The 18631-nt window shown below is 58.5% G+C and carries 14 protein-coding genes and 1 tRNA gene; 5 read left to right on the top strand and 10 right to left on the bottom strand.

Annotated elements, in window-relative coordinates:
- Positions 1–45 precede the first annotated feature (45 nt).
- Both LXM96_RS07195 and lipB read right to left on the bottom strand, forming a co-directional pair.
- Positions 46–753, bottom strand: a complete 708-nt coding sequence (locus LXM96_RS07195; RefSeq protein WP_239997686.1) for a hypothetical protein — start codon at positions 751–753, stop codon at positions 46–48.
- A 149-nt stretch (positions 754–902) separates the two neighbouring features.
- Positions 903–1625, bottom strand: a complete 723-nt coding sequence (gene lipB, locus LXM96_RS07190; RefSeq protein WP_239997685.1) for a lipoyl(octanoyl) transferase LipB — start codon at positions 1623–1625, stop codon at positions 903–905.
- A 191-nt stretch (positions 1626–1816) separates the two neighbouring features.
- Between lipB and LXM96_RS07185 the strand changes: the two genes are divergently transcribed.
- Positions 1817–1901 (top strand) — tRNA-Leu (locus LXM96_RS07185).
- 316 nt (positions 1902–2217) lie between these two features.
- Complete coding sequence (locus LXM96_RS07180; protein WP_239997684.1) at positions 2218–4299, top strand: nuclease-related domain-containing protein; 2082 nt, start codon at positions 2218–2220, stop codon at positions 4297–4299.
- Positions 4300–4379: 80 nt separating this feature from the next.
- On the opposite strand, the gene LXM96_RS07175 is transcribed toward LXM96_RS07180, so the two are convergent.
- From LXM96_RS07175 to LXM96_RS07165, 3 genes are read right to left on the bottom strand one after another with little or no spacing between them, the layout of a single operon-like run.
- Positions 4380–5333 carry a hypothetical protein gene (locus LXM96_RS07175; protein ID WP_239997683.1) on the bottom strand — a complete coding sequence of 318 codons (954 nt, stop codon included), beginning with the start codon at positions 5331–5333 and terminating at the stop codon, positions 4380–4382.
- Positions 5334–5338: 5 nt separating this feature from the next.
- Positions 5339–6454 carry an AAA family ATPase gene (locus LXM96_RS07170; protein ID WP_239997810.1) on the bottom strand — a complete coding sequence of 372 codons (1116 nt, stop codon included), beginning with the start codon at positions 6452–6454 and terminating at the stop codon, positions 5339–5341.
- Positions 6447–7610 (bottom strand): DUF262 domain-containing protein, encoded by a 1164-nt coding sequence (locus LXM96_RS07165; protein WP_239997682.1) that lies wholly within the window; start codon positions 7608–7610, stop codon positions 6447–6449. The genes LXM96_RS07170 and LXM96_RS07165 overlap by 8 nt, the downstream gene beginning before the upstream one ends.
- A 597-nt stretch (positions 7611–8207) precedes the next feature.
- Here LXM96_RS07165 and LXM96_RS07160 point away from each other — a divergent pair.
- Entirely contained in the window at positions 8208–8528 is a 321-nt protein-coding gene (locus LXM96_RS07160) for a TfoX/Sxy family protein (RefSeq protein WP_239997681.1), read from the top strand.
- Position 8529: 1 nt separating this feature from the next.
- Here LXM96_RS07160 and LXM96_RS07155 read toward each other — a convergent pair whose 3' ends face one another.
- The 4 genes from LXM96_RS07155 to LXM96_RS07140 all read right to left on the bottom strand — a co-directional run bounded on the left by LXM96_RS07155 (position 8530) and on the right by LXM96_RS07140 (position 12452).
- A complete protein-coding gene (locus LXM96_RS07155) occupies positions 8530–8946 on the bottom strand; it encodes an NUDIX domain-containing protein (protein ID WP_239997809.1) in 417 nt (138 codons plus the stop codon).
- 11 nt (positions 8947–8957) lie between these two features.
- Complete coding sequence (locus LXM96_RS07150) at positions 8958–10457, bottom strand: DEAD/DEAH box helicase (RefSeq protein WP_239997680.1); 1500 nt, start codon at positions 10455–10457, stop codon at positions 8958–8960.
- Positions 10458–10627: 170 nt separating this feature from the next.
- Positions 10628–11899, bottom strand: a complete 1272-nt coding sequence (locus tag LXM96_RS07145; RefSeq protein WP_239997808.1) for a M23 family metallopeptidase — start codon at positions 11897–11899, stop codon at positions 10628–10630.
- 88 nt (positions 11900–11987) lie between these two features.
- Positions 11988–12452 (bottom strand): peroxiredoxin, encoded by a 465-nt coding sequence (locus LXM96_RS07140; RefSeq protein ID WP_239997679.1) that lies wholly within the window; start codon positions 12450–12452, stop codon positions 11988–11990.
- 120 nt (positions 12453–12572) lie between these two features.
- Here LXM96_RS07140 and LXM96_RS07135 point away from each other — a divergent pair, with 120 nt between their 5' ends.
- A complete protein-coding gene (locus LXM96_RS07135; protein WP_239997678.1) occupies positions 12573–15968 on the top strand; it encodes a 5'-nucleotidase in 3396 nt (1131 codons plus the stop codon).
- Positions 15969–16027: 59 nt separating this feature from the next.
- On the opposite strand, the gene tyrS is transcribed toward LXM96_RS07135, so the two are convergent.
- On the bottom strand, positions 16028–17284 hold the full coding sequence (gene tyrS, locus LXM96_RS07130; RefSeq protein WP_239997677.1) for a tyrosine--tRNA ligase: 1257 nt from the start codon (positions 17282–17284) through the stop codon (positions 16028–16030).
- A gap of 89 nt (positions 17285–17373) precedes the next feature.
- Here tyrS and LXM96_RS07125 point away from each other — a divergent pair, with 89 nt between their 5' ends.
- On the top strand, positions 17374–18504 hold the full coding sequence (locus LXM96_RS07125; RefSeq protein ID WP_239997676.1) for an anhydro-N-acetylmuramic acid kinase: 1131 nt from the start codon (positions 17374–17376) through the stop codon (positions 18502–18504).
- Positions 18505–18631: the final 127 nt, after the last annotated feature.

Here is an 18631-nt window from a genome sequence, read left to right as displayed (position 1 = left end):
GCTTCAAGGGACGTGATGCCGGGGACGTCAGGTGCCGCCTGGTCTTCAAGCCGCTTCGTCTGCGGCCTGCTTTTGCGACGTCACCAGCTTCCGCCACATCTCGCTCTGATTGCACGGCTTCTCCAAGGAGATTGGCGCCAGTGTCATCAGTTCCACCCAGCCCGGATGGTGTTCCTTCGGCGACGCGAGATCGTCGATTGCCTTGAGAACCAGCCACTCGGACCTTGAAAGTTGGAACGAGCCCCTGTCAAGCGCGCTTCGCAGCACCTGCCAGACAAAAGCCAGGTCGCAAGCTGTGACCGCGTTTCCGGCGCTGCGACCTTCCGCATAGGGACCTTGCGGCACGGGCAGGAGGGCGAGGCGGACTTGGTTCAGGACGAAGGCGGATAGGAAGACAGGAACCTGCCTTGCCGTCTCCAGCACATGCAGCAGGATGGAAAGTCCCGTCTGCGAGCGCACGGTACCGCTAACCGCCAGCCGCTCAAGTAGCCAGCCTGCGGTTTCACCCGTCACCACGCCGTTGCGTGATTCTCGTTTGACGACGAAAGCAGTGACCGTCTCCACCAGAAACTCGGTCCATTCAGGGCAACGGACAGGGCAGCAGTCGTCTAGGGCTATAGCCATGGCGGCTTGCCAGCGGCTGGTTAGACCATCTGGCCACATATAGCGGCGCATAAGCCCAATATCGTCGGGCGCGATTTCTCCCTTGCCGGCGACCACACATGCCGGAAAGGAAAAGCGAAGATCACTCATCCTTCATCTCCGTTTCATCATGAAACTGCGCAGGGAGTTTTAGGGTCCGCTCGTTGATGGAGTCCCAAGAGACGGGCTTAACAGGTGCTGACGAAAATTAGCTCAATCGGTGATCATGTCACGATCCGAAACAGGTCTCGACGCGTCTGTCAGACAAGGTCGTTGCGGGTCGGCCCGAAGGTCTCTTCAAAGGCTTCACGCAGGCGCATGTCGACGTCCGCCATCATCACGGGAAGGCCGAGATCGACCAAGCTGGTGACGCCGTAGGCGCTGATTCCGCACGGGACGATGCCGGTGAAATGCGAAAGATCCGGCTCGACGTTCAGCGACAACCCATGGAAGCTCACCCAGCGGCGCAGGCGAATGCCGAGCGCCGCAATCTTGTCCTCGGTCACCGATCCATCGGGGAGCGGCGGTTTGTCCGGACGGCGCACCCAGACGCCAACCCGGTCCTCGCGCCGCTCGCCGCGCACATTCATGGACTGGAGCGTGCGAATGATCATTTCCTCCAGGGCGGCGACATACGCACGCACATCCTGACGGCGGCGCTTGAGGTCGAGCATGACATAGGCGACCCGCTGACCGGGCCCGTGATAGGTGTATTCACCGCCGCGGCCGGTGGCAAAAACCGGAAAGCGATTGGGTTCGATCAGGTCGGCCGCATCGGCACTGGTGCCGGCGGTGTAGAGCGGCGGGTGTTCGAGCAGCCAGACCAGTTCATCGGCCCGGCCGTCGGCGATCGCCGCAACTTCTGCCTCCATCGTCGCCACGGCTTCTTCATACGGGACGAGACCGTCAGAGATGCGCCAGCGCACCGGCGGCGAACCGGGCAGGGGATGCATGGTATGATCGAGATTGGTGCGTGCCAGCATGGGAAAATCTCCGTTGTCTGCCTTCTGGCAGAGCGGGCAAAAGCGGACAAGAGAACGGCCGCAACCGCCTCTGCAGATAGGCATTTCCGTGCTCGATTTTAATCCTTCAAAATTCTGCCACGGCGCCCTTGTGCGGCTCAGATCCTTTTGCTACATGCTGCCCCGCCGGCGCAAGTCGGCTCTACCACGATGCGGTCGTGGCGGAATTGGTAGACGCGCAGCGTTGAGGTCGCTGTGGGGCAACCCGTGGAAGTTCGAGTCTTCTCGACCGCACCAGTAAGATTCAAGCTAAGGGCTTGATTTTATTATGATTTATCTGGCTTCGGCCGGGGGTGTCGCATCCAAGTTGGTCATTTTGTGCCACAATATGTGCCACAATACGTGCCACAACGGCTTCTGCTAATAGCTATCTGTTCTTCATGTCGCCTTCGGATGGGCGAAGGGAATTGACTTTGGTCGGCTTGACATCTTGACCTAGTCAGATGATCGCAGCCGCGATCCTGCTATCGATAAAAATTATTCGACTTGCTCGGAAAATCTTGTTGGCGAAAGCCCCTGGACTCTCACATTATGTGCTGGGGGGGACCGACCATTGACCGATACATCGCTGAGATCAATGGACGCCATCTTCGAAGACTTGCGATCACTTGCACAGTCAGAGGGAGCACTGCACGATCTCTCTGAGATAATCTATCGAGATTGGGTGCTGAACGTCGACCTCCACGAAGGCAAAGTCACTGACGCGCCCTCTGAAAGGTGGTCCTCGGACAAGCTCAACACCAACGAGTTGCTGCTGCTGTTAGGACTGCTCGTTCAGGCTCCCGACGATCGAACGTACGCCACAGTCGAAGTAGGATCTGGATTTGCTTCGAAGGCAGATGGCTTGCTGCGTGAGTTGCACGACAGAATCAACGCGGATGCCGCGGCGGTTTTTGATCCGAAATCTCGCAAGTTCCTGGAGAAACGTGAAGCCTTGGGAATGTTTGCGCGTGAGGCAATCTATTATGGCGCCGCGAGCTTCTACATCCATCAGTTCGCGAAATTTGCACGGCACCGCTTTAGAGCCGATGGTACTTGGCTATTGCAGAACGCGGGGATCTCAATCAGGCCGATGATTGAGATCGCGACATTCATAGCCAGCCAGATAACAGCTCAAATGGATGCTACCGGCCGCGCGCGAGCGGCGGCCGAAGAGCTGAACAAGGGTGACCTAACCAGTAGCTTGCTTCTTCCGAAAGCTATGCTGCGAAAAAAGTTCGGCTTCAAGGTCGATAAGTTCATCGCCAAGTTTGCAACGCCTATCCAAGGTGCAAATCCGGACTTCTGCACACCGTTTTCAGTGAACGCCGCCTTTATCGCGCCATTGATCGACCTGGGCGACCACCTTTATGTGCCTAGCCAGTATAGGCTGATGGAGTCCATCTACGAGAGCCCGTTCTACTGGATGGTTGGGGATAAGGCATATTGTGACAAGGCAGCGGCGAACCGGGGAGTGTTTCTGGAGGAGACCGCCGCGCATGTCATGCGAAAGGTCTTCGGTGAGGAAAACGTCTTCTTGAATGCTCGTTTTCCTGATGCTGCAGGTCACAAGGGCGAAGAGATCGATGTTCTCGTCCGGTACGGCGAATTTGTTCTGGTGGTACAGGCAAAGTCTAAGCGGATTACGCTCAAGGCACGGGCGGGCGATCCCGAAGCGCTGAGGATGGATTTTAAGGGGGCTATCAAAGATCCGTTCGAGCAGGCGTTGGCGAGTGGCGAATTGATAAAGGCGTGCGCCAAATGTGTGGATGCTGATGGGGCCATCATCCGCCTCCCAAAACTCCCTCGCGTGTTTCCGATCGTGCTGCTCAGTGATATGTTCCCTGCCGCTACTAACCTCTCGCGGTCCATGCTCGACCGGAAAGAAGGCGATCCTGCCCCAGTCATCTGGGATATCGGGTTTCTTGATTGTGCATCGCGCTTGTTGCCGTCGCCGATCGAGATGCTCTTCTATCTGAAAGCGCGAGGTGACGGTTTCGACTGTATCGTCTCCGACAGCGAGCACAATTATCTCGGCTATCATATTCGTGCAAAGCTAGCGCTGCCGCCAGAGGTAGGCTTGATGGTCATCGAGCGCGACTTCGCGACAGTTGTGGACGACTACATGATCTCCGCGGACCTAGGTCTCGAGCCAATGCGACCCAAGGGGGTATTGGAAACGATAGCAGTCCCCGTAATTGCGGAGCTTCTTTCGGAATTGAGGAATGCTCCGCCCGAAATCGCAGCCGTTGTGATTGAGCTCTATGAGTTCTCAGGTGCGGCGCTTGAAGAGGTTGGCAGCAACATCGCAATGCTTCGGAACGAGGTTGCAAAGACCAGGAAACCGATAAAGGCTTTTTCCCTTCCAACTGCAAGCGGCGGGCTGACGTATGCGGTTACTTTGGACGCGTCGGAACGAAGTCACGCTGCGGCTGCTGCCATCGGCAGAAAGCACAAGTACGAGACCAAAAGCGACCGCTGGTATGTCATTGTCGATAGCATCAGTACTGAGGGACCGATCGATGGCCTTTTGCCGTTGGTTTGGCCATGGGTGGAAGACGCGGACGAAGCCGATAGGGCGGCTCAAGTGGCGCGGATGTTTCGGTCACAGCGGGAGGAGATTTTGATCGGCGCGACCAAGCCACAGCACGACTAGGCCCCAAAATCTACGGCCGGTTCCTTAAACAATCGCTGGAGGCTCATCGCTCTTGAACGCTCTCTTCCACTGCCATGGCGCTAGCCAATACCAAGTTTTCGTCCGACATGTCCGATCAGGGCTCGTCGTTGAGGAGCCGACTCAACGATGAAATGAATACGGGCTTCGGTCGGTGCGAGGTCGCAATGGTCGCTGAAGATCCGCCTATTGCCCTCGGCATCTTCGAACTCGGCAAGTGCACGGCGGCTTCGGCTCTCAGGGCGCACATTGAACGGGAACATCGGATAAGGACTCTGCGTGATCCTCCAGGCCTCAATCGCTTGGTTGATACCGCGAAGCTTGAGCCAAGTTTGCTCCAACAGCGGATCGCCGGCAAGAAGACTGCATATTTGCGCACGCGTCCGGGGGATGAATATGAGGTTGGGCAAAAGCTCGAGGCGACGCTCCCAGAGCGCTTCGCCGGAGATGAGAGTCGGGGCAAGGGTCGCGAGGAGCGCGCCCGCATGATCAGTGATCGCGGTCGGACTATCAGCGTTACGTGCCGCAACCCGTTCATTTACGATACCGCCGTTCGGATCGAGCTTAGCGAGATCAAGCTCGATCAAGCGCTCGATCCAGACGTCGTGGGATGGCAGGCTCAGCCCTAGGCCGTCGAACAGATGAGCGTATCCTAGTCCTAGTGCAACTTCGCCCGAACGAAGCGGAGCGTCAGGTCGTAGCCGGTATTCGCAAAGACCTGGATCTCTGTCTCCTGCCTCGGCTGCTGGCAGCATCAGTGGCGCGCGGTTGTTGACGGTTTTCAAGTAGAGGCTCTCTTCGACGCACTCGCCATCATTGCGAATTGACGCAATGGTGGCTCCCTCGCCAAGTGGCAAATTAGTGAGCGGCACGTCGCTATTGAGTATGAGCTGCGAATCAATTTCGCGCGCCTTACGAACCGTTGCGACCAGTTGCCGGAGATAACTGACCGAAATTGCGCGCGAGGTCAGTTCGTGGGGCGCTGACAATTCGTTGAGGAACAACTGTAGCGGCATTAGGCTCAATCCAACAGTCGGTCGAGGCTTCGTTCCCACTGATCAAAGAAGCCAGCGGGCCAATACGAAAGTCGTCCATCGAGGCCAAGCACAGGCGTTTCGAAGGTGCTCGGCTGGCCCCGCTCCCGGGAAAAGAAGTGAAGTCGCGTGCGCTCGGGAGCCAGCAAGCCATCCTTTACGGCCAAACGGATCCCATTGAGCACATGGTCGCTGTGCGTCTCAACGATGACTTGAACACCGCCTGCGGCAGTGAGGGCGAGAAGACGTCCTATTGTTGACTGACCTCGCGGGTGCAACTGTGCTTCCGGATTCTCGACGATGAGCAGGGTATTCTGCTGTGCTGCGAGGCATGCGGTAATTACCGGGAGCGCGTGAGTTAGTCCAAAGCCTACGTTGGTCGGGCGCATCACGTCGCCATAGGCTGCGCTTTCGCCACGGTAGGAGAACACTAGACGAACCAGGTCAGTCATCGGCACCGAGGCAGGCTCGACCCGCACGCCCGGACTAAATTCCTGCATCCACGCATTCACCTGCGCTATAAGGCTCACCGCTTTAGGCTCATCGGCGCACCGCACGATCTCGGCTGTAGTGATCTGTTCGCCGAACTCGAGAAGGAAGTGGGCGGTGAATTCGCCCCTCGCGCCAAGGAAAAGTTGCTGGCGCACAGAGTTTTGTGACTTCGGAAAGGTTACAGCCGGGGTGATGCGATCAGCCCGCAGGAACTGGAAGCCCTTGGCAAACAGGTCGAGCGAAGGCAAGTCGCCAATATCTGGTTTAGCGATGCAAGGCAGCACATCGGTATCGGAACCCGCTGGCGCTCGCCAGAGGTAGACGCCGTCGCCATTGACGACGGGTTCCCCTAATTCTATCCCGATCTCGGGCGCGTCGAATCGCTGGAAAAGCACATCACGCCCGGTCCCTAATTCGACCAGATCGCCATTCAATGCGAGTGAGCCCTCAAGCAGAAAGCGCGCGTCATATGACTGGCGCAAGAGACCAAGTGCTTGAAGGATCGTGCTCTTGCCACTGCCGTTAAGACCGGAAAGCAGGGTAAGCGAGCTAAGTTCGATCTCGACCTGATCGAACGCTTTGAAATTCTTCAGGCCAATGCGATTAAGCATCGTCGGCAATCCTTGAGAGCATCTGTTGCATGGCATTGAAGCGGAGATTGACCTTACGAATGTCACCAGTTCCTTGTGAGATCGCAGACTCAAATGAGCGGTTGAGGCAGAGTTCGATGAAGTCCGTGCGAACCTGCTCGCTACGCCGGACCAAAACTTCCCGCTGCGCGTCACTCAAAAGCGCGAGATTGACTGATAGCGCCTCAAACACAGCCTTGTTGATCGGGAGCCGAGCAGCATCCGTGGAGAATCGCTTTCGAAAGGCGTCCTTGCCGAAGATCTTGTGTGCGGTGGTCATGGCTCGCACGAAACGTTCGCGCACTTCCATCAGGGTAGCATCATCGGTCACATTGATTGTCTTCATGGCTGCAATCAAGAATCCGTCCATGTCAGGCTGACGGTAAGCAGCGAGCCCAAGCAGGTAGAAGCCCAGAAAGCGCAATACGAGCTCTCGATCGTCCATCCGTATGGGTCGAACACTGCCATCGGTCGCTGCGAGAAATTCGGGAGAACTGGCCCATTTCTCAAGAAGATCGCGTGCCTTGCCCGGGGTGATTGCGTGACGTAACTCTTGCGGCGACAGAGATACACCGCCGGTGTTGATGCGCGCGAAAATATTGAACTTGACCTCTGGCGGCGTGCCCTTGCGGATCAAATGGATGATTAGCTCGGCCTCGCGTAACCTCATCTGCAGCCGCGCCCCCAGCCCTTGAAAATCCTTACCTTCATAGTCGCGGAGATATTCAAGGCCCGAAAGGATAAGCGGCTGCCCGTCGATTATCTTCGGGTTTATGAACCGGGCGATTGTCGAGAGCCGCTGGATACCATCCACAATCTCCCAACGCTCGTCATCATCCTCCGCTGCATAGAGCACCGGCAGCGGGATCCGCAGTAAAAGTGACTCTATGAGACGGCTCTGGCGCTTTACATCCCACACCCCCCAACGTCGCTGGAAATCGGGCTGCAGATCGATCATACCCGACGCTGTGCGTGATAGGAGCAAGTCAACGGTCATCGAGCGCGTGACTACGTCTATATCGTCCGGGTCAAATGGTTCGGCGATATGTTCGGCTTCTCCAGCGGGTGCTTCCTGTTCAACTCCAGTTTTTTGGCCGAGCATATCGCGTTGCTCGTCGATCGCTCTACCGTTCAACATTCGCCCCCTCGAGATTATGCACTTGGAATGGAATACTAGAATCAAACTCGCGGAGCCACCACAATTTACCATCTGATTGATTGTCTGGCTGGGATCAGACAGCCACGCCTCCGTCGTTCTTGCGCTAGCAACAAAAGCTTCCGCCACTAGACCTCCAGGCGTGGTGCGGTTGTCTTATGAAGCAACACTCGTCACTGTATGTTGCAAATCGGCCCCAAAGATCCTCACAAAGTAAGTGTGCCACAGCGTGTGCCACAAAACGTGCCACAAATTCCGCACCAAAACCAAAAAAACTAGATAATTCATCTACTTATCTGATAGGATTCCCCATTCGAGTCATCTCGACCGCACCAAAGAAACCCGCTTCGGCGGGTTTTTTGCTTTTGGGGATCCGCTATGAAAGGTGCCCACCTCTTCGGCTGTTCCTTCGCCCGCCATTCCTAAAATCTGCTCGGTTTGTGAGCTTTCGTAGTAGGATTTCTGGGCGGAGCGATCCCAGCAGTGTTTTGATGCTCGTACAGAAGCTTTGCTGGATTTCGCAGATCGTTCCATGGCCTCAAGGTGGGTTCGCCCCCGCAGGGAAGAAGGGCAAATATCATGGACAATGCCGCCATTGAGGAGATGTTTGCGCCGCTTGGGGTGGTGTCTATCCGCCGGATGTTCGGTGGCAAGGGCATCTATCACAACGGGCTGATCATCGCGCTGGAAGTCGCTGGCGAAATCCTGCTCAAGGGCGATTCGTCGACCGCACCGCTTTTCGAGACCGCAGGCTCGCGCCGGTGGGTTTATCAAAGCACGCGTGGAAACCCGGCCGCTATGCCCTACTGGAGCATTCCCGATGAAGCGGTCGATGATCCGGATGTGATGAGGACTTGGCTGCACCTCGCCTATGAAGCGGCGGTGCGCGCGCAGAGTTGATCTATTGGCGTGACTGCAACGCCGCCATTGCTTTGGTCGCGAAGACTGAAAGTGGCTCCGGCAGTGCCTCTGGCGGGAACCAGCCGAAGTCCGAGAGCTTGTGCGGCTCAACCAGCTGCGGTTCGCCGAGAAAGTCATCGGTGACGTAGATCAGCGACACCCAATGCTGCCGGTCAGCTCTTATGATCTCTTCGGTCACGCAAAGAAAATCGACCCGTCCGATGCGCAAGCCGGTTTCCTCCTCGGCCTCGCGCCGAGCGGCCTCATCGGACGCTTCCAAGGCGTCGACCTTCCCACCAACGATATTCCAATAGCCGGCTTCGGGTGCATTCAGGCGGCGATACAGCAGAACCATACCGTCCTGTCGCCGGATCACAAGCCCGGTACCTACGCCTGGGAAATCGATGCCCGGCGTCATCGTCACGAAAGTCAGGCCTTGCCGACGTTTGCCGCAACCAGCATGAAGGCAGGAATGTCGTCGCCGAAGCCGACGGGCGTCGGGCCGTCGTCGTGATCGCGATGGCGGTGGCGCCGCTCGCGGCGGTCGTCATTGGCGGGACCTTGGCGATTGCCTCGCGGGACCGGATGCGGACGGCGCTCGCCCCGCCGCTCCGAAGGTGCCGTTACATTCTCTGCGGGTGCTTCCACCACAACCTCTTCCTGTGTCTCGTTGTCGGCATCTACCGCGACCTCGATCTGCGTCCGGTCGCGCTTGCCCCGGCTGCGCTCCTTGTCACGCCCGCGACCCTTGCGGCCGCGTTCGCCGGTATCATGACTTTCCATCGGAGCGGGCAGCGCGGAAAGGTCGCCATTCAGCCACTCGATGTTCTGAGCGATCAGTTTTTCGATCGCATCTAGATATTTACTGTCCGAACGTGTCACGAGCGTGAAAGCCTTGCCGGACCGGCCCGCGCGGCCGGTGCGGCCAATGCGATGAACATAGTCTTCCGCATGAATCGGAACGTCGAAGTTGAATACGTGACTGACGTCGGGAATATCCAGACCACGGGCGGCAACGTCAGATGCGACGAGCAGCGTTATGTTGTTGTCCTTGAAGTTGGCAAGCATAGTCGTGCGCGACCGTTGATCCATGTCGCCGTGCAGTGCACCAACGGAGAAGCCATGGCGTTCAAGTGAGCGAAAGAGATCTGCGACATCCTTCTTGCGGTTGCAGAAGATAATCGCGTTCTTGAGCTCATCCTGTTGCTTGATCAGATCGCGCAGAACCGCACGCTTTTCGTAGTCCTTGCTGTGCGAGGCCACGAGGCGCTGCGTGACCGTCAATGCGGTCGAGGAGGGTTTGGCGACCTCGATTCGCTCTGGGTTCTGCAGGAAGCGGTCGGCAAGCTTTTGGATCTCCGGCGGCATCGTTGCGGAGAAGAAGAGCGTCTGGCGCGTGAACGGGATCATGTTGGCGATCCGCTCGATATCGGGAATGAAACCCATGTCCAGCATACGGTCTGCTTCGTCGATCACGAGGACTTCCACGCCCGTCATCAACAGCTTCCCGCGTTCGCAGTGATCGAGCAGGCGACCCGGTGTGCAGATCAGGACGTCGGCGCCGCGTTCCAGCTTGCGGTTCTGCTCCTCGAAGGAGACCCCTCCGATCAGCAGTGCGACGTTGAGCTTGTGATTCTTTCCGTACTTTTCGAAGTTTTCCGCGACCTGTGCCGCAAGCTCCCGGGTCGGCTCGAGGATCAGCGTCCGCGGCATGCGCGCACGGGCACGTCCCTTTTCCAGGAGCGTCAGCATCGGCAGGACGAAGGAAGCCGTCTTGCCCGTGCCCGTTTGGGCAATGCCGCAGATATCACGGCGCTGAAGCGCAGGGGGGATAGCGCCTTCCTGGATCGGCGTGGGGATTGTGTAACCCGCGTCGATAACAGCAGAAAGGACTTTCTGGCTCAGGCCAAGATCAGCAAATGTCGTCAAAGGTAATTCTGTTTCCGTTCTGGTTCTTCATAGAACACAAGCGTCGGTGCTCATCGAGCGCCCACAGTTGGCTGCCAGATAAGAGGAAACAGGTTCAGAGTCAAGGAAACCGGCTTGTCAATCGGGGTGCCGAGTGAATCGAACACACTGATGACGCTGCGCAACGCTCCTCAGTTCAGATAGGTATTGAGCTTCATTCCCGCGTTGAGGAAATGTACCGGATCCACGGTCTTGTTATCGCGTCGGACCTCGTAGTGTACGTGCGGTCCCGTTGAGCGACCGGTGGAACCGGCGCGGCCGATCACAGCTCCTGCCTCCACCTGATCTCCTTCCGCGACAAGAATGCGGGAAAGATGACCGTAGCGCGTGGTGATGCCGTGCCCGTGGTCAATCTCCACAAGGTTTCCGTAGCCCCCCGCGAAACCCGCTGTGATGACTGTTCCGGCCCCTGTGCTGGTCACCGCATCGCCTATGCGGGCGCTGAAATCGATTCCAGCATGCAGGGCGAGCCGTCCGAGGAAGGGGTCCATTCGGTTGCCGTAGCGGCTGGTTATGGGTTGGCCTGGCGCGGGGCTTCCATAGGGCAGGGCCCTGACGGTTTCCCGCATCGCTTCAAGGCGGGTAAGAGCAGCATCGAGTGTGTCGAGCGACTCATCGAAAGCGTTGCCCAGGTCAGGCTCGACAAACGGTCCGCCCAGGCCGTTCTCCTGTCCGACAATAGTGTCGACGTCTACCCCGGTCCTCTTCATGATGCCCGCGATGGCATCTGCCTTCTCGGCGGCGTCCAGCGTGAGGTGGGAGATCTTCTCAAGCTGCTCGCGTTCAATGTCCCTCAGGGATGACGTTACTTCGGAAACGAGGACATCAGCTCCTTCCGGGATGCTGTTGCGCAAGGGGGCGTAAGCAAGCCCGGTAAACGATGTCGCGCCTTCGGCACGCCCGAGCAAGGTGTCGATCGCGCCCGCAGCCGTTCCCCTCAAGCCAGCTTTTTCGTTGGTTGGCGGCTGAACTTCGCTCTCGCCAGCAGGCAACAATCCGGATTCCTCGGCGCGTTCGTAAAGCGGGTCGAGCTTGCCGTGGCGGGAGAAGAGCGCCTGTTGCTGCTGCAGCAGTTTCTCGAGCTTCTGCTCCAAGAGTTGCTGATCCATCAGTTGTCGTGAGGTGACGCGGTCGAGCTGCTCGCGAAGCGCAGAGATCCGGTCCTCGTATTCGTGTTGGAGTCTCGCTTGGCGCGAAATTGCACTGCCGATGAGGTCGTCACGAACAAATAGGTAGGTTGTGGCAGCGAGGTAGCCGACGGAGAGCGACAGAACGGCGCCAAAGGTGAGGGCTGTCATCCACGGACGGATCGTCATGTGGCGAACCTTTTCTCCGCAGGCCAGGATGACAATGTGCTCAGGCCGTTTGCGGCCGAATGCTTTTCCTTCCACCCCTTGAGCCACCATTACTCCCCAACGAACAATTCCATCGCGCTTCCTTGCCGTGACTACAGCAGTTTAAGGTTAACAGACGCTTAGGGGAGCGTAGCAGTCACACCGCCAGAGCCTGGAGAACCTCTTCAGCATGCCCGGCAACCTTCACCTTTGGCCAGATCCTGAGCAGCTTGCGGTCGCGACCGATGAGAAAGGTCGTTCGCTCAACGCCCATGTAGGTGCGTCCGTACATGCTCTTCTCTTTCCAAACGCCGTAAGCCGACGCCGCGGCCTGTTGCTCGTCGCAGGCGAGGATGACCTTGAGGTCATGCTTGGTGGAGAATCTCTCGTGCTTCGCCAAGGAGTCGGGGGAAACGCCGATCACTGTTGCGCCCGCAGATTCAATATCGGGAAGAAGCTTGGTGAACGCTACTGCCTCGGCAGTACAGCCGGTCGTGTCATCCTTGGGGTAAAAGTACAAGATGACAATTTTGCCGGCAAAATCGCTGAGCTTGACCATGCCGAGGGGAACTGCCGGCAGTTCAAAGTCGGGGGCGGTGTCGCCCACTTTCAATTCTGTCATGGGTTGTCCTTTCTTTCGCCAGTATGTTGAAGGATGAGCGCGCAAAACATGTAGACTGATTTGGTGATTTGGCCGGTTCCGGATCATGCGTCGCGCCAGCAGAGGTGAGTTCATCTATTAATGTCGGAAATTCGCGGCGAAAAGGTCAGCTTCGGCAGGAATGAAATCACGCCGCTGCACATGTTGCCGTCGGCACAAGCCGAAGACCCGATCATCGTGCACTGCCCGCCGAAACGCGGCCGAATTCATAGGGTTGGCCGAATATTGGTGGTCCTGACGCTGCTGGTTCTTGCCGCGGCAACCAGTGCTTTCGTCGCCATCGAGGGCGGCGCCGTTGATGCGGCTCTCTCTGCCCGCGCCAGTGATGCCTTGAACGATGCTCTGGGGCCGCGCTACCGGGCAACCGTGGGTTCGGCAGCCATTCGATTCGATTCGGACTTCAGGCTAGCCCTGGAGGCACGTGGCGTTCACGTCATTGAGCAAGCTTCGGGTCAGCATCTGTCCAAGGCGGCCGCACTGCGAATGGCAGTCGATCCTCTCGCCCTAGCCGCGGGGCGCATCTCCATCCGCCATATGGAGGCGGACGGGATACAGCTCGACGCCGGCGCGCTCCCGCAGGGCGATCCGATGGCACTTGCGAAAGTGCGAGTCGACGCCCTTCCCAAGGCACTCGAGCAGGCATTCCAACGGCTCGACGAGGCACGCGGGCTGATGGAGCGTACCGGGACGGACACGATCAATGTTTCCGGGATCAATATTCTTTTGCCTTCCGCCCCCGGGCGGGCCCCCATTGCACTCAAGGTCTCTTCCCTTGATCTTGCTCGCTCAGCACCGGGCGAGATCTCCGTCCGCGGGAGCATCGCACTTGACGATCAGACGGCCGAATTACGGGCGACGGCGGCGGTCTTGGACGGTGTGACCTCCTCGCTCAACGCCACCCTGCAAGGACTTGAGGTCACGCCTTTCCTGCTCCGGCGAGCGGAGGATGGGGCGCCGCGCGATGGGGTGCAGGGGAATGTCGATCTCAAGCTTTCCGCCGTTCGGGCCCGTGAAACCACGGCACCGGCCATCAAGGTGGCGATGACCCAGTCGCCTGGCCTTTTCTATTTCGACGGTATGGATCAGGAATTGTCGGGAGGGACCATCAACGCGACCTACGATTTCGACAAGCACTCGCTTGAGTTGATTGATTCGCAGGTAAGATTCGGCACGACGGTGCTCCCCTTGAGCGGGGCAATCGTCGATCTGAACCGACTGAATGCAACGGAGAAACGGCCGGGATACGCGATCAGTCTTCTTGTCAGCGGTGGGACAGCTACGGCAGCAGGCTCTGGCGAGGCGCCGGCCATCTTCGATCTGAGGGCGACCGGGAGTTATTTCTCTGCACAACGTGAGCTGGAGTTCAACGACATCCTGTTATCCAGCCCGCTTGGCTCGATGGCGGGATCACTGATGGTTCGGTTCGGTGAGGCGTCGCCAGAAATCAGCTTTGGTGGTGAACTGCCAATGATGCAGGTGGCTGGCGTCAAGCAATTCTGGCCGTTTTGGATGGCGCATAAGCCGCGCGAATGGGTGCTAGAGCACATGTACGGGGGGACCGTTACCGATGGGTCTATTGCCGTTTTCGTGCCAGCCGGGCGCATGAAAGGTCCGGGGGAGCCGTTGGACCTGGATTCAGACGAACTACGAATCGCATTCGACATCGATGATGTGCGCATCAACCTTCCCGGGGATATTCCGCCGCTCCGCGACGTGAAGGGACGTTTTGAGCTGAAGGGCGAGGTGATGCAGGCGCGAGTGGAAAGCGGGGCTTCCTACTTCCCCTCCGGCCGTTCCGTCTCTGTATCACAGGGTATATTCGAAGTCGGGTCCACCTACAGTAAGCCGTTGATGGCAGATTTGTCCGTCACGGTTTCCGGGTCCGCGGATGCTGTTGCGGAGCTCGCCAACTTCCACCCACTTAACGGGCTAAGAGACACGGAGTTTGCGCCTGAGGATTTCTCCGGCACTGCCAGTGCGGCTGTGCAAGCCCGTCTTGGGCTGATTTCCGATCACAACCCGCCGGACCCGGTCTGGAAGGCCGAGATCGGTCTTACGGATGTCGCGCTGGGGCGGGAATTCGCCGGGCGCAAGATCAGCAATGTCGACGGTACTCTCAATGTCGACCGGCAGGCAGCCAGGCTGTCTGCTGGTGCCGCGATCGATGGCGTGCCGGCAGAGGTCATGCTGGTGGAGCCGGTGGGGGAAAGCTCACCGGTGGCCAAGGAGCGGAACATCAAGGCGAGCCTTGACAATCAGCAGCGTGAAAAGCTGGTTCCAGGACTGTCGGACATTGTAGATGGCACGATCCGCGCTGAGATCACGCGCCTCGACGAGACGCGCCAGCGTGTGTCGCTCGACTTGACGCGTTCCGCTCTGTCCGTGCCTTGGATCGGCTGGACCAAGGGAAGCGGCATCTCCGCGAAAGCAGGCTTCGAGGTCGCAAGCGACGGCACGAGTGATACCATAAGCAACTTCAAGCTTGATGGCGAAGGCTTTGGTGCCGACGGAGAGTTCCATCTTGTCGGAGGCGCACTTCAGTCGGCACAGTTTTCCCGCCTGAAGCTGTCGCCCTCGGACGATTATCAGGTTTCGCTGAAGCAGAATGGTGGCGCCTTTGACGTTTCGGTGTCCGGCGCGTCGGCCGACATGAGGCCGGTGCTGACCAAAATGCGATCTGGCGGGGGAAGCGACGGCGAAGAGACAGGCGCGAGGAACGCCCGGATAGCGGTCAAATTGGACAGGATGATCGGCTTCAACGACGAGCAACTTGCGAACGTCTCGATGCTGTTCGAAACCAAGGGAGATACGATTGGCAGAGCCGATTTCTCTGCGGTCACCTCGAGTGGTGCTGCGGTCGTTAGCCAGATGGTCAAAGGCAACACGATTTCGATCACGAGCGGCGACGCCGGCGCGGTCGCGCGGTTCACCAACCTCTACAACCGGATTAGAGGCGGTCTGCTCAACGTCGCGGTAAGGGCATTGCCCGACGGCCTGTGGAGCGGCTCGGTGGATCTGCGCAACTTTTCGCTCATCAACGAGTCGCGGCTGCAGTCCATTGTCTCGACCCCCGTGGGTGAGGGAGGGCGCAGCCTGAACGCCGCCGTCAAACGTGACATCGACGTCAGTTCGGCGAAGTTCCAGCGCGGCTTCGCGCGCGTCGTCTACCGCAATGGCGCGCTGTCGGTCGAAAACGGAATCGTTCGTGGCGAGCAGATCGGCGCGAGCTTCCAGGGTGTCGTGCGCGATACAGCAGGGCGAATGGACATGACGGGAACCTTCATGCCAGCCTACGGCCTGAACCGACTGTTCGCCGAGTTACCGATCATCGGCGCCATCCTGGGCAATGGTCGGGACCGGGGTCTGCTCGGCATCACCTTCAAGCTCGAAGGTCCCTTCGAACAACCCAAGCTGACGGTTAATCCGCTGTCGATCATCGCACCTGGCATCTTCCGCCAGATCTTCGAGTTCCAGTGAAATGCAAAGTCCCGGCTCGAAGGCCGGGACTGACTGGCGATTCTTCCTCTCGAAAACCTTCAGGTCGGGCGGACGAGGATGTGCTTCTTCTTGCCGAGCGAGAGCTTGACGAGGCCGGCTTCCGTGACTTCGCCGCTGCCGATGGTAATGCGCTCGTCCGAAACCTGCTCGTCGTTGATCTTCACGGCGCCGCCCTGCACATGCCGGCGAGCTTCCCCATTCGAGCTGGCAAGCCCGGCTTTCACCATCAGAGCGAGGAGCCCGAGCCCTGCTTCGATCTGTGCCCTTGGGATCTCGATCGTCGGGAGGTTCTCTGCCAGCGCGCCTTCCTCGAAGGTCTTTCGAGCTGTTTCGGCTGCTTGCTCCGCTGCCTGGCGGCCATGCAGCACTGCCGTGATCTCCGTGGCCAGGATCTTCTTCACCTCGTTGATCTCGGCGCCCCCCAGCGCGGAGAGCCGTGCGATCTCCTCCAGCGGCAGTGTCGTGTACAGCTTAAGGAAGCGGCCGACGTCGGCGTCCTCGGTATTGCGCCAGTACTGCCAGAAGTCATAGGCCGACAGCATCTCCGGGTTCAGCCAGACGGCGCCGTTGATCGACTTGCCCATCTTCGCACCTGAAGAGGTGGTGAGCAGCGGTGACGTCAGTGCGTAGAGCTGCGGCGTTCCCATCCGGTGGCCTAGATCGATGCCGTTGATGATATTGCCCCACTGGTCGGAGCCGCCCATCTGGAGGCGGCAGTCGTAGCGCTTGTTCAGCTCGACGAAGTCATAGGCCTGGAGGATCATGTAGTTGAATTCCAGAAATGACAGCGACTGCTCGCGATCGAGGCGCGTTTTGACGCTGTCGAAGGACAACATCCGATTGACGGAAAAATGGCGGCCGACGTCCCGAAGAAACTCAAGATAATTCAGGCCGCGAAGCCATTCCGCATTGTTGACCATGCGCGCGCCGCCCTTTGGGCCCTTGTCGTAGTCAAGATAGTTGGAGAATACGCGCTTGATCGATGCAATATTGCTCTCGATCGTGTCGATGGTCATCAACTGGCGGGCTTCTTCCTTGAAGGACGGATCGCCCACCATGCCGGTTCCGCCACCCATCAGCGAGATGGGCTGGTGGCCAGTGACCTGGAACCAATGCAGCATCATGATCTGAATAAGGCCGCCGGCATGGAGGCTCGGGGCGGTCGGGTCAAAGCCGATGTAGGCCGTCACGCTCTCCTTCGCGAGCAGCTCGTCGAGGCCGCTTTCATCGGAAACCTGATGGATGAAGCCACGCTCGTGCATGGTGCGGAGAAAATCGGACTTGAAGCTGGACATGACAATCTCTGAAGGAATTCCGGATACGGGCGGGCGTCTACCACTGTTTCAGCGCATAATCACTCCAAAATTGATTCTGGAATGCACCAATGGACGGATTGAAGACGGCGATCGGCCTGATGAGCGGGACGTCGATGGACGGCATAGACGTGGCGCTTCTGCAAACAGACGGTGAGAATCGAGTGAAGCGCGGTGCTTTTCTCGGCGTGCCATACGATGCCGCGTTCCGTAAGCGCCTGAAGGGCGCGATGGAGGACGCGAAGAGCGTAACGGACCGTCGCCAACGTCCAGGAACTCTTGCAGATGTCGAAAACGAGTTGACGCGGAGACACGCACAAGCGGTCGGTCTCTTCCTGAGACATCATGGATTGACCTTTGAAATGATCGACGTGGTCGGCTTCCATGGGCAGACCGTCTTGCATCGACCCGATCAGGGGCTGACAGTGCAACTGGGTGACGGGCAGCTTTTGGCCGATCTAACGGATCTTCCCGTGGTCCATGACATGCGCGCAAACGACATGGTGCACGGAGGGCAGGGCGCGCCGCTAGTGCCGGCGTACCATGCGGCGCTGGCCCAGAACCTCGAGCTGAGCGAACGGCCGGTCTGTTTCGTCAATATAGGCGGCATATCAAACCTGACCTATGTCAGTCTCGAGGGCGACATCAGGGCCTATGACAGCGGACCAGGCAATACCCTGATCGATCAATGGGTCGAGGCGCACGCCGGCATACCGTTCGATCAAGACGGAATGATTGCTTCGGAAGGACAGATCGTCGAGGCGCTGGCGGAAGAATATCTTTCCAGCTCATTCTTCGCCGGCAGTCGCCGCCGTTCGCTCGATCGTGCTGATTTCCTGCCACCTCCAGGCGATGCCGCTGAATTGGCGGACGGGGCACGAACACTTGCCTATGTGGCCGCAGCGGCGATCATCCAGTCTGCCCGTCACTTGCCGCACGCGCCACGACTTTACGTCGTTTGCGGCGGAGGGAGGCTCAACAAGGTGCTGATGAACGACCTCGTGCGGTTGGCAGAGGAACTGAAGGCCCGTGTCGTCCGCGCCGAGGACGCGGGGCTTGATGGTGACGCAATGGAAGCTGAGGCTTGGGCCTATCTTGCCGTCCGGTCAATGAAGGGCTTACCTTTGACATTCCCCGGCACCACAGGGGTTCAGCAGCCGGTGAGCGGCGGGCTTGTGGCATTTCCACAACAGAACCGCTGACTCAACGGCAGGGCCCGATGATTTTAATCATTGTTTTGGGCCTGCCCCCTAGAAGATCATGTTAGCGCAATCAATCGCGGCACTGTAGGCCCTTTGGGCGGGAACCATGAACGGAACGAACTTTATC

The organism is Rhizobium halophilum (assembly GCF_021648825.1).
In the GTDB taxonomy this organism is placed as follows: Bacteria; Pseudomonadota; Alphaproteobacteria; order Rhizobiales; family Rhizobiaceae; genus Neorhizobium; species Neorhizobium halophilum.
Note: the sequence above shows the minus strand (reverse complement) of the source record. Positions and strands in the feature narration are given on the sequence as shown.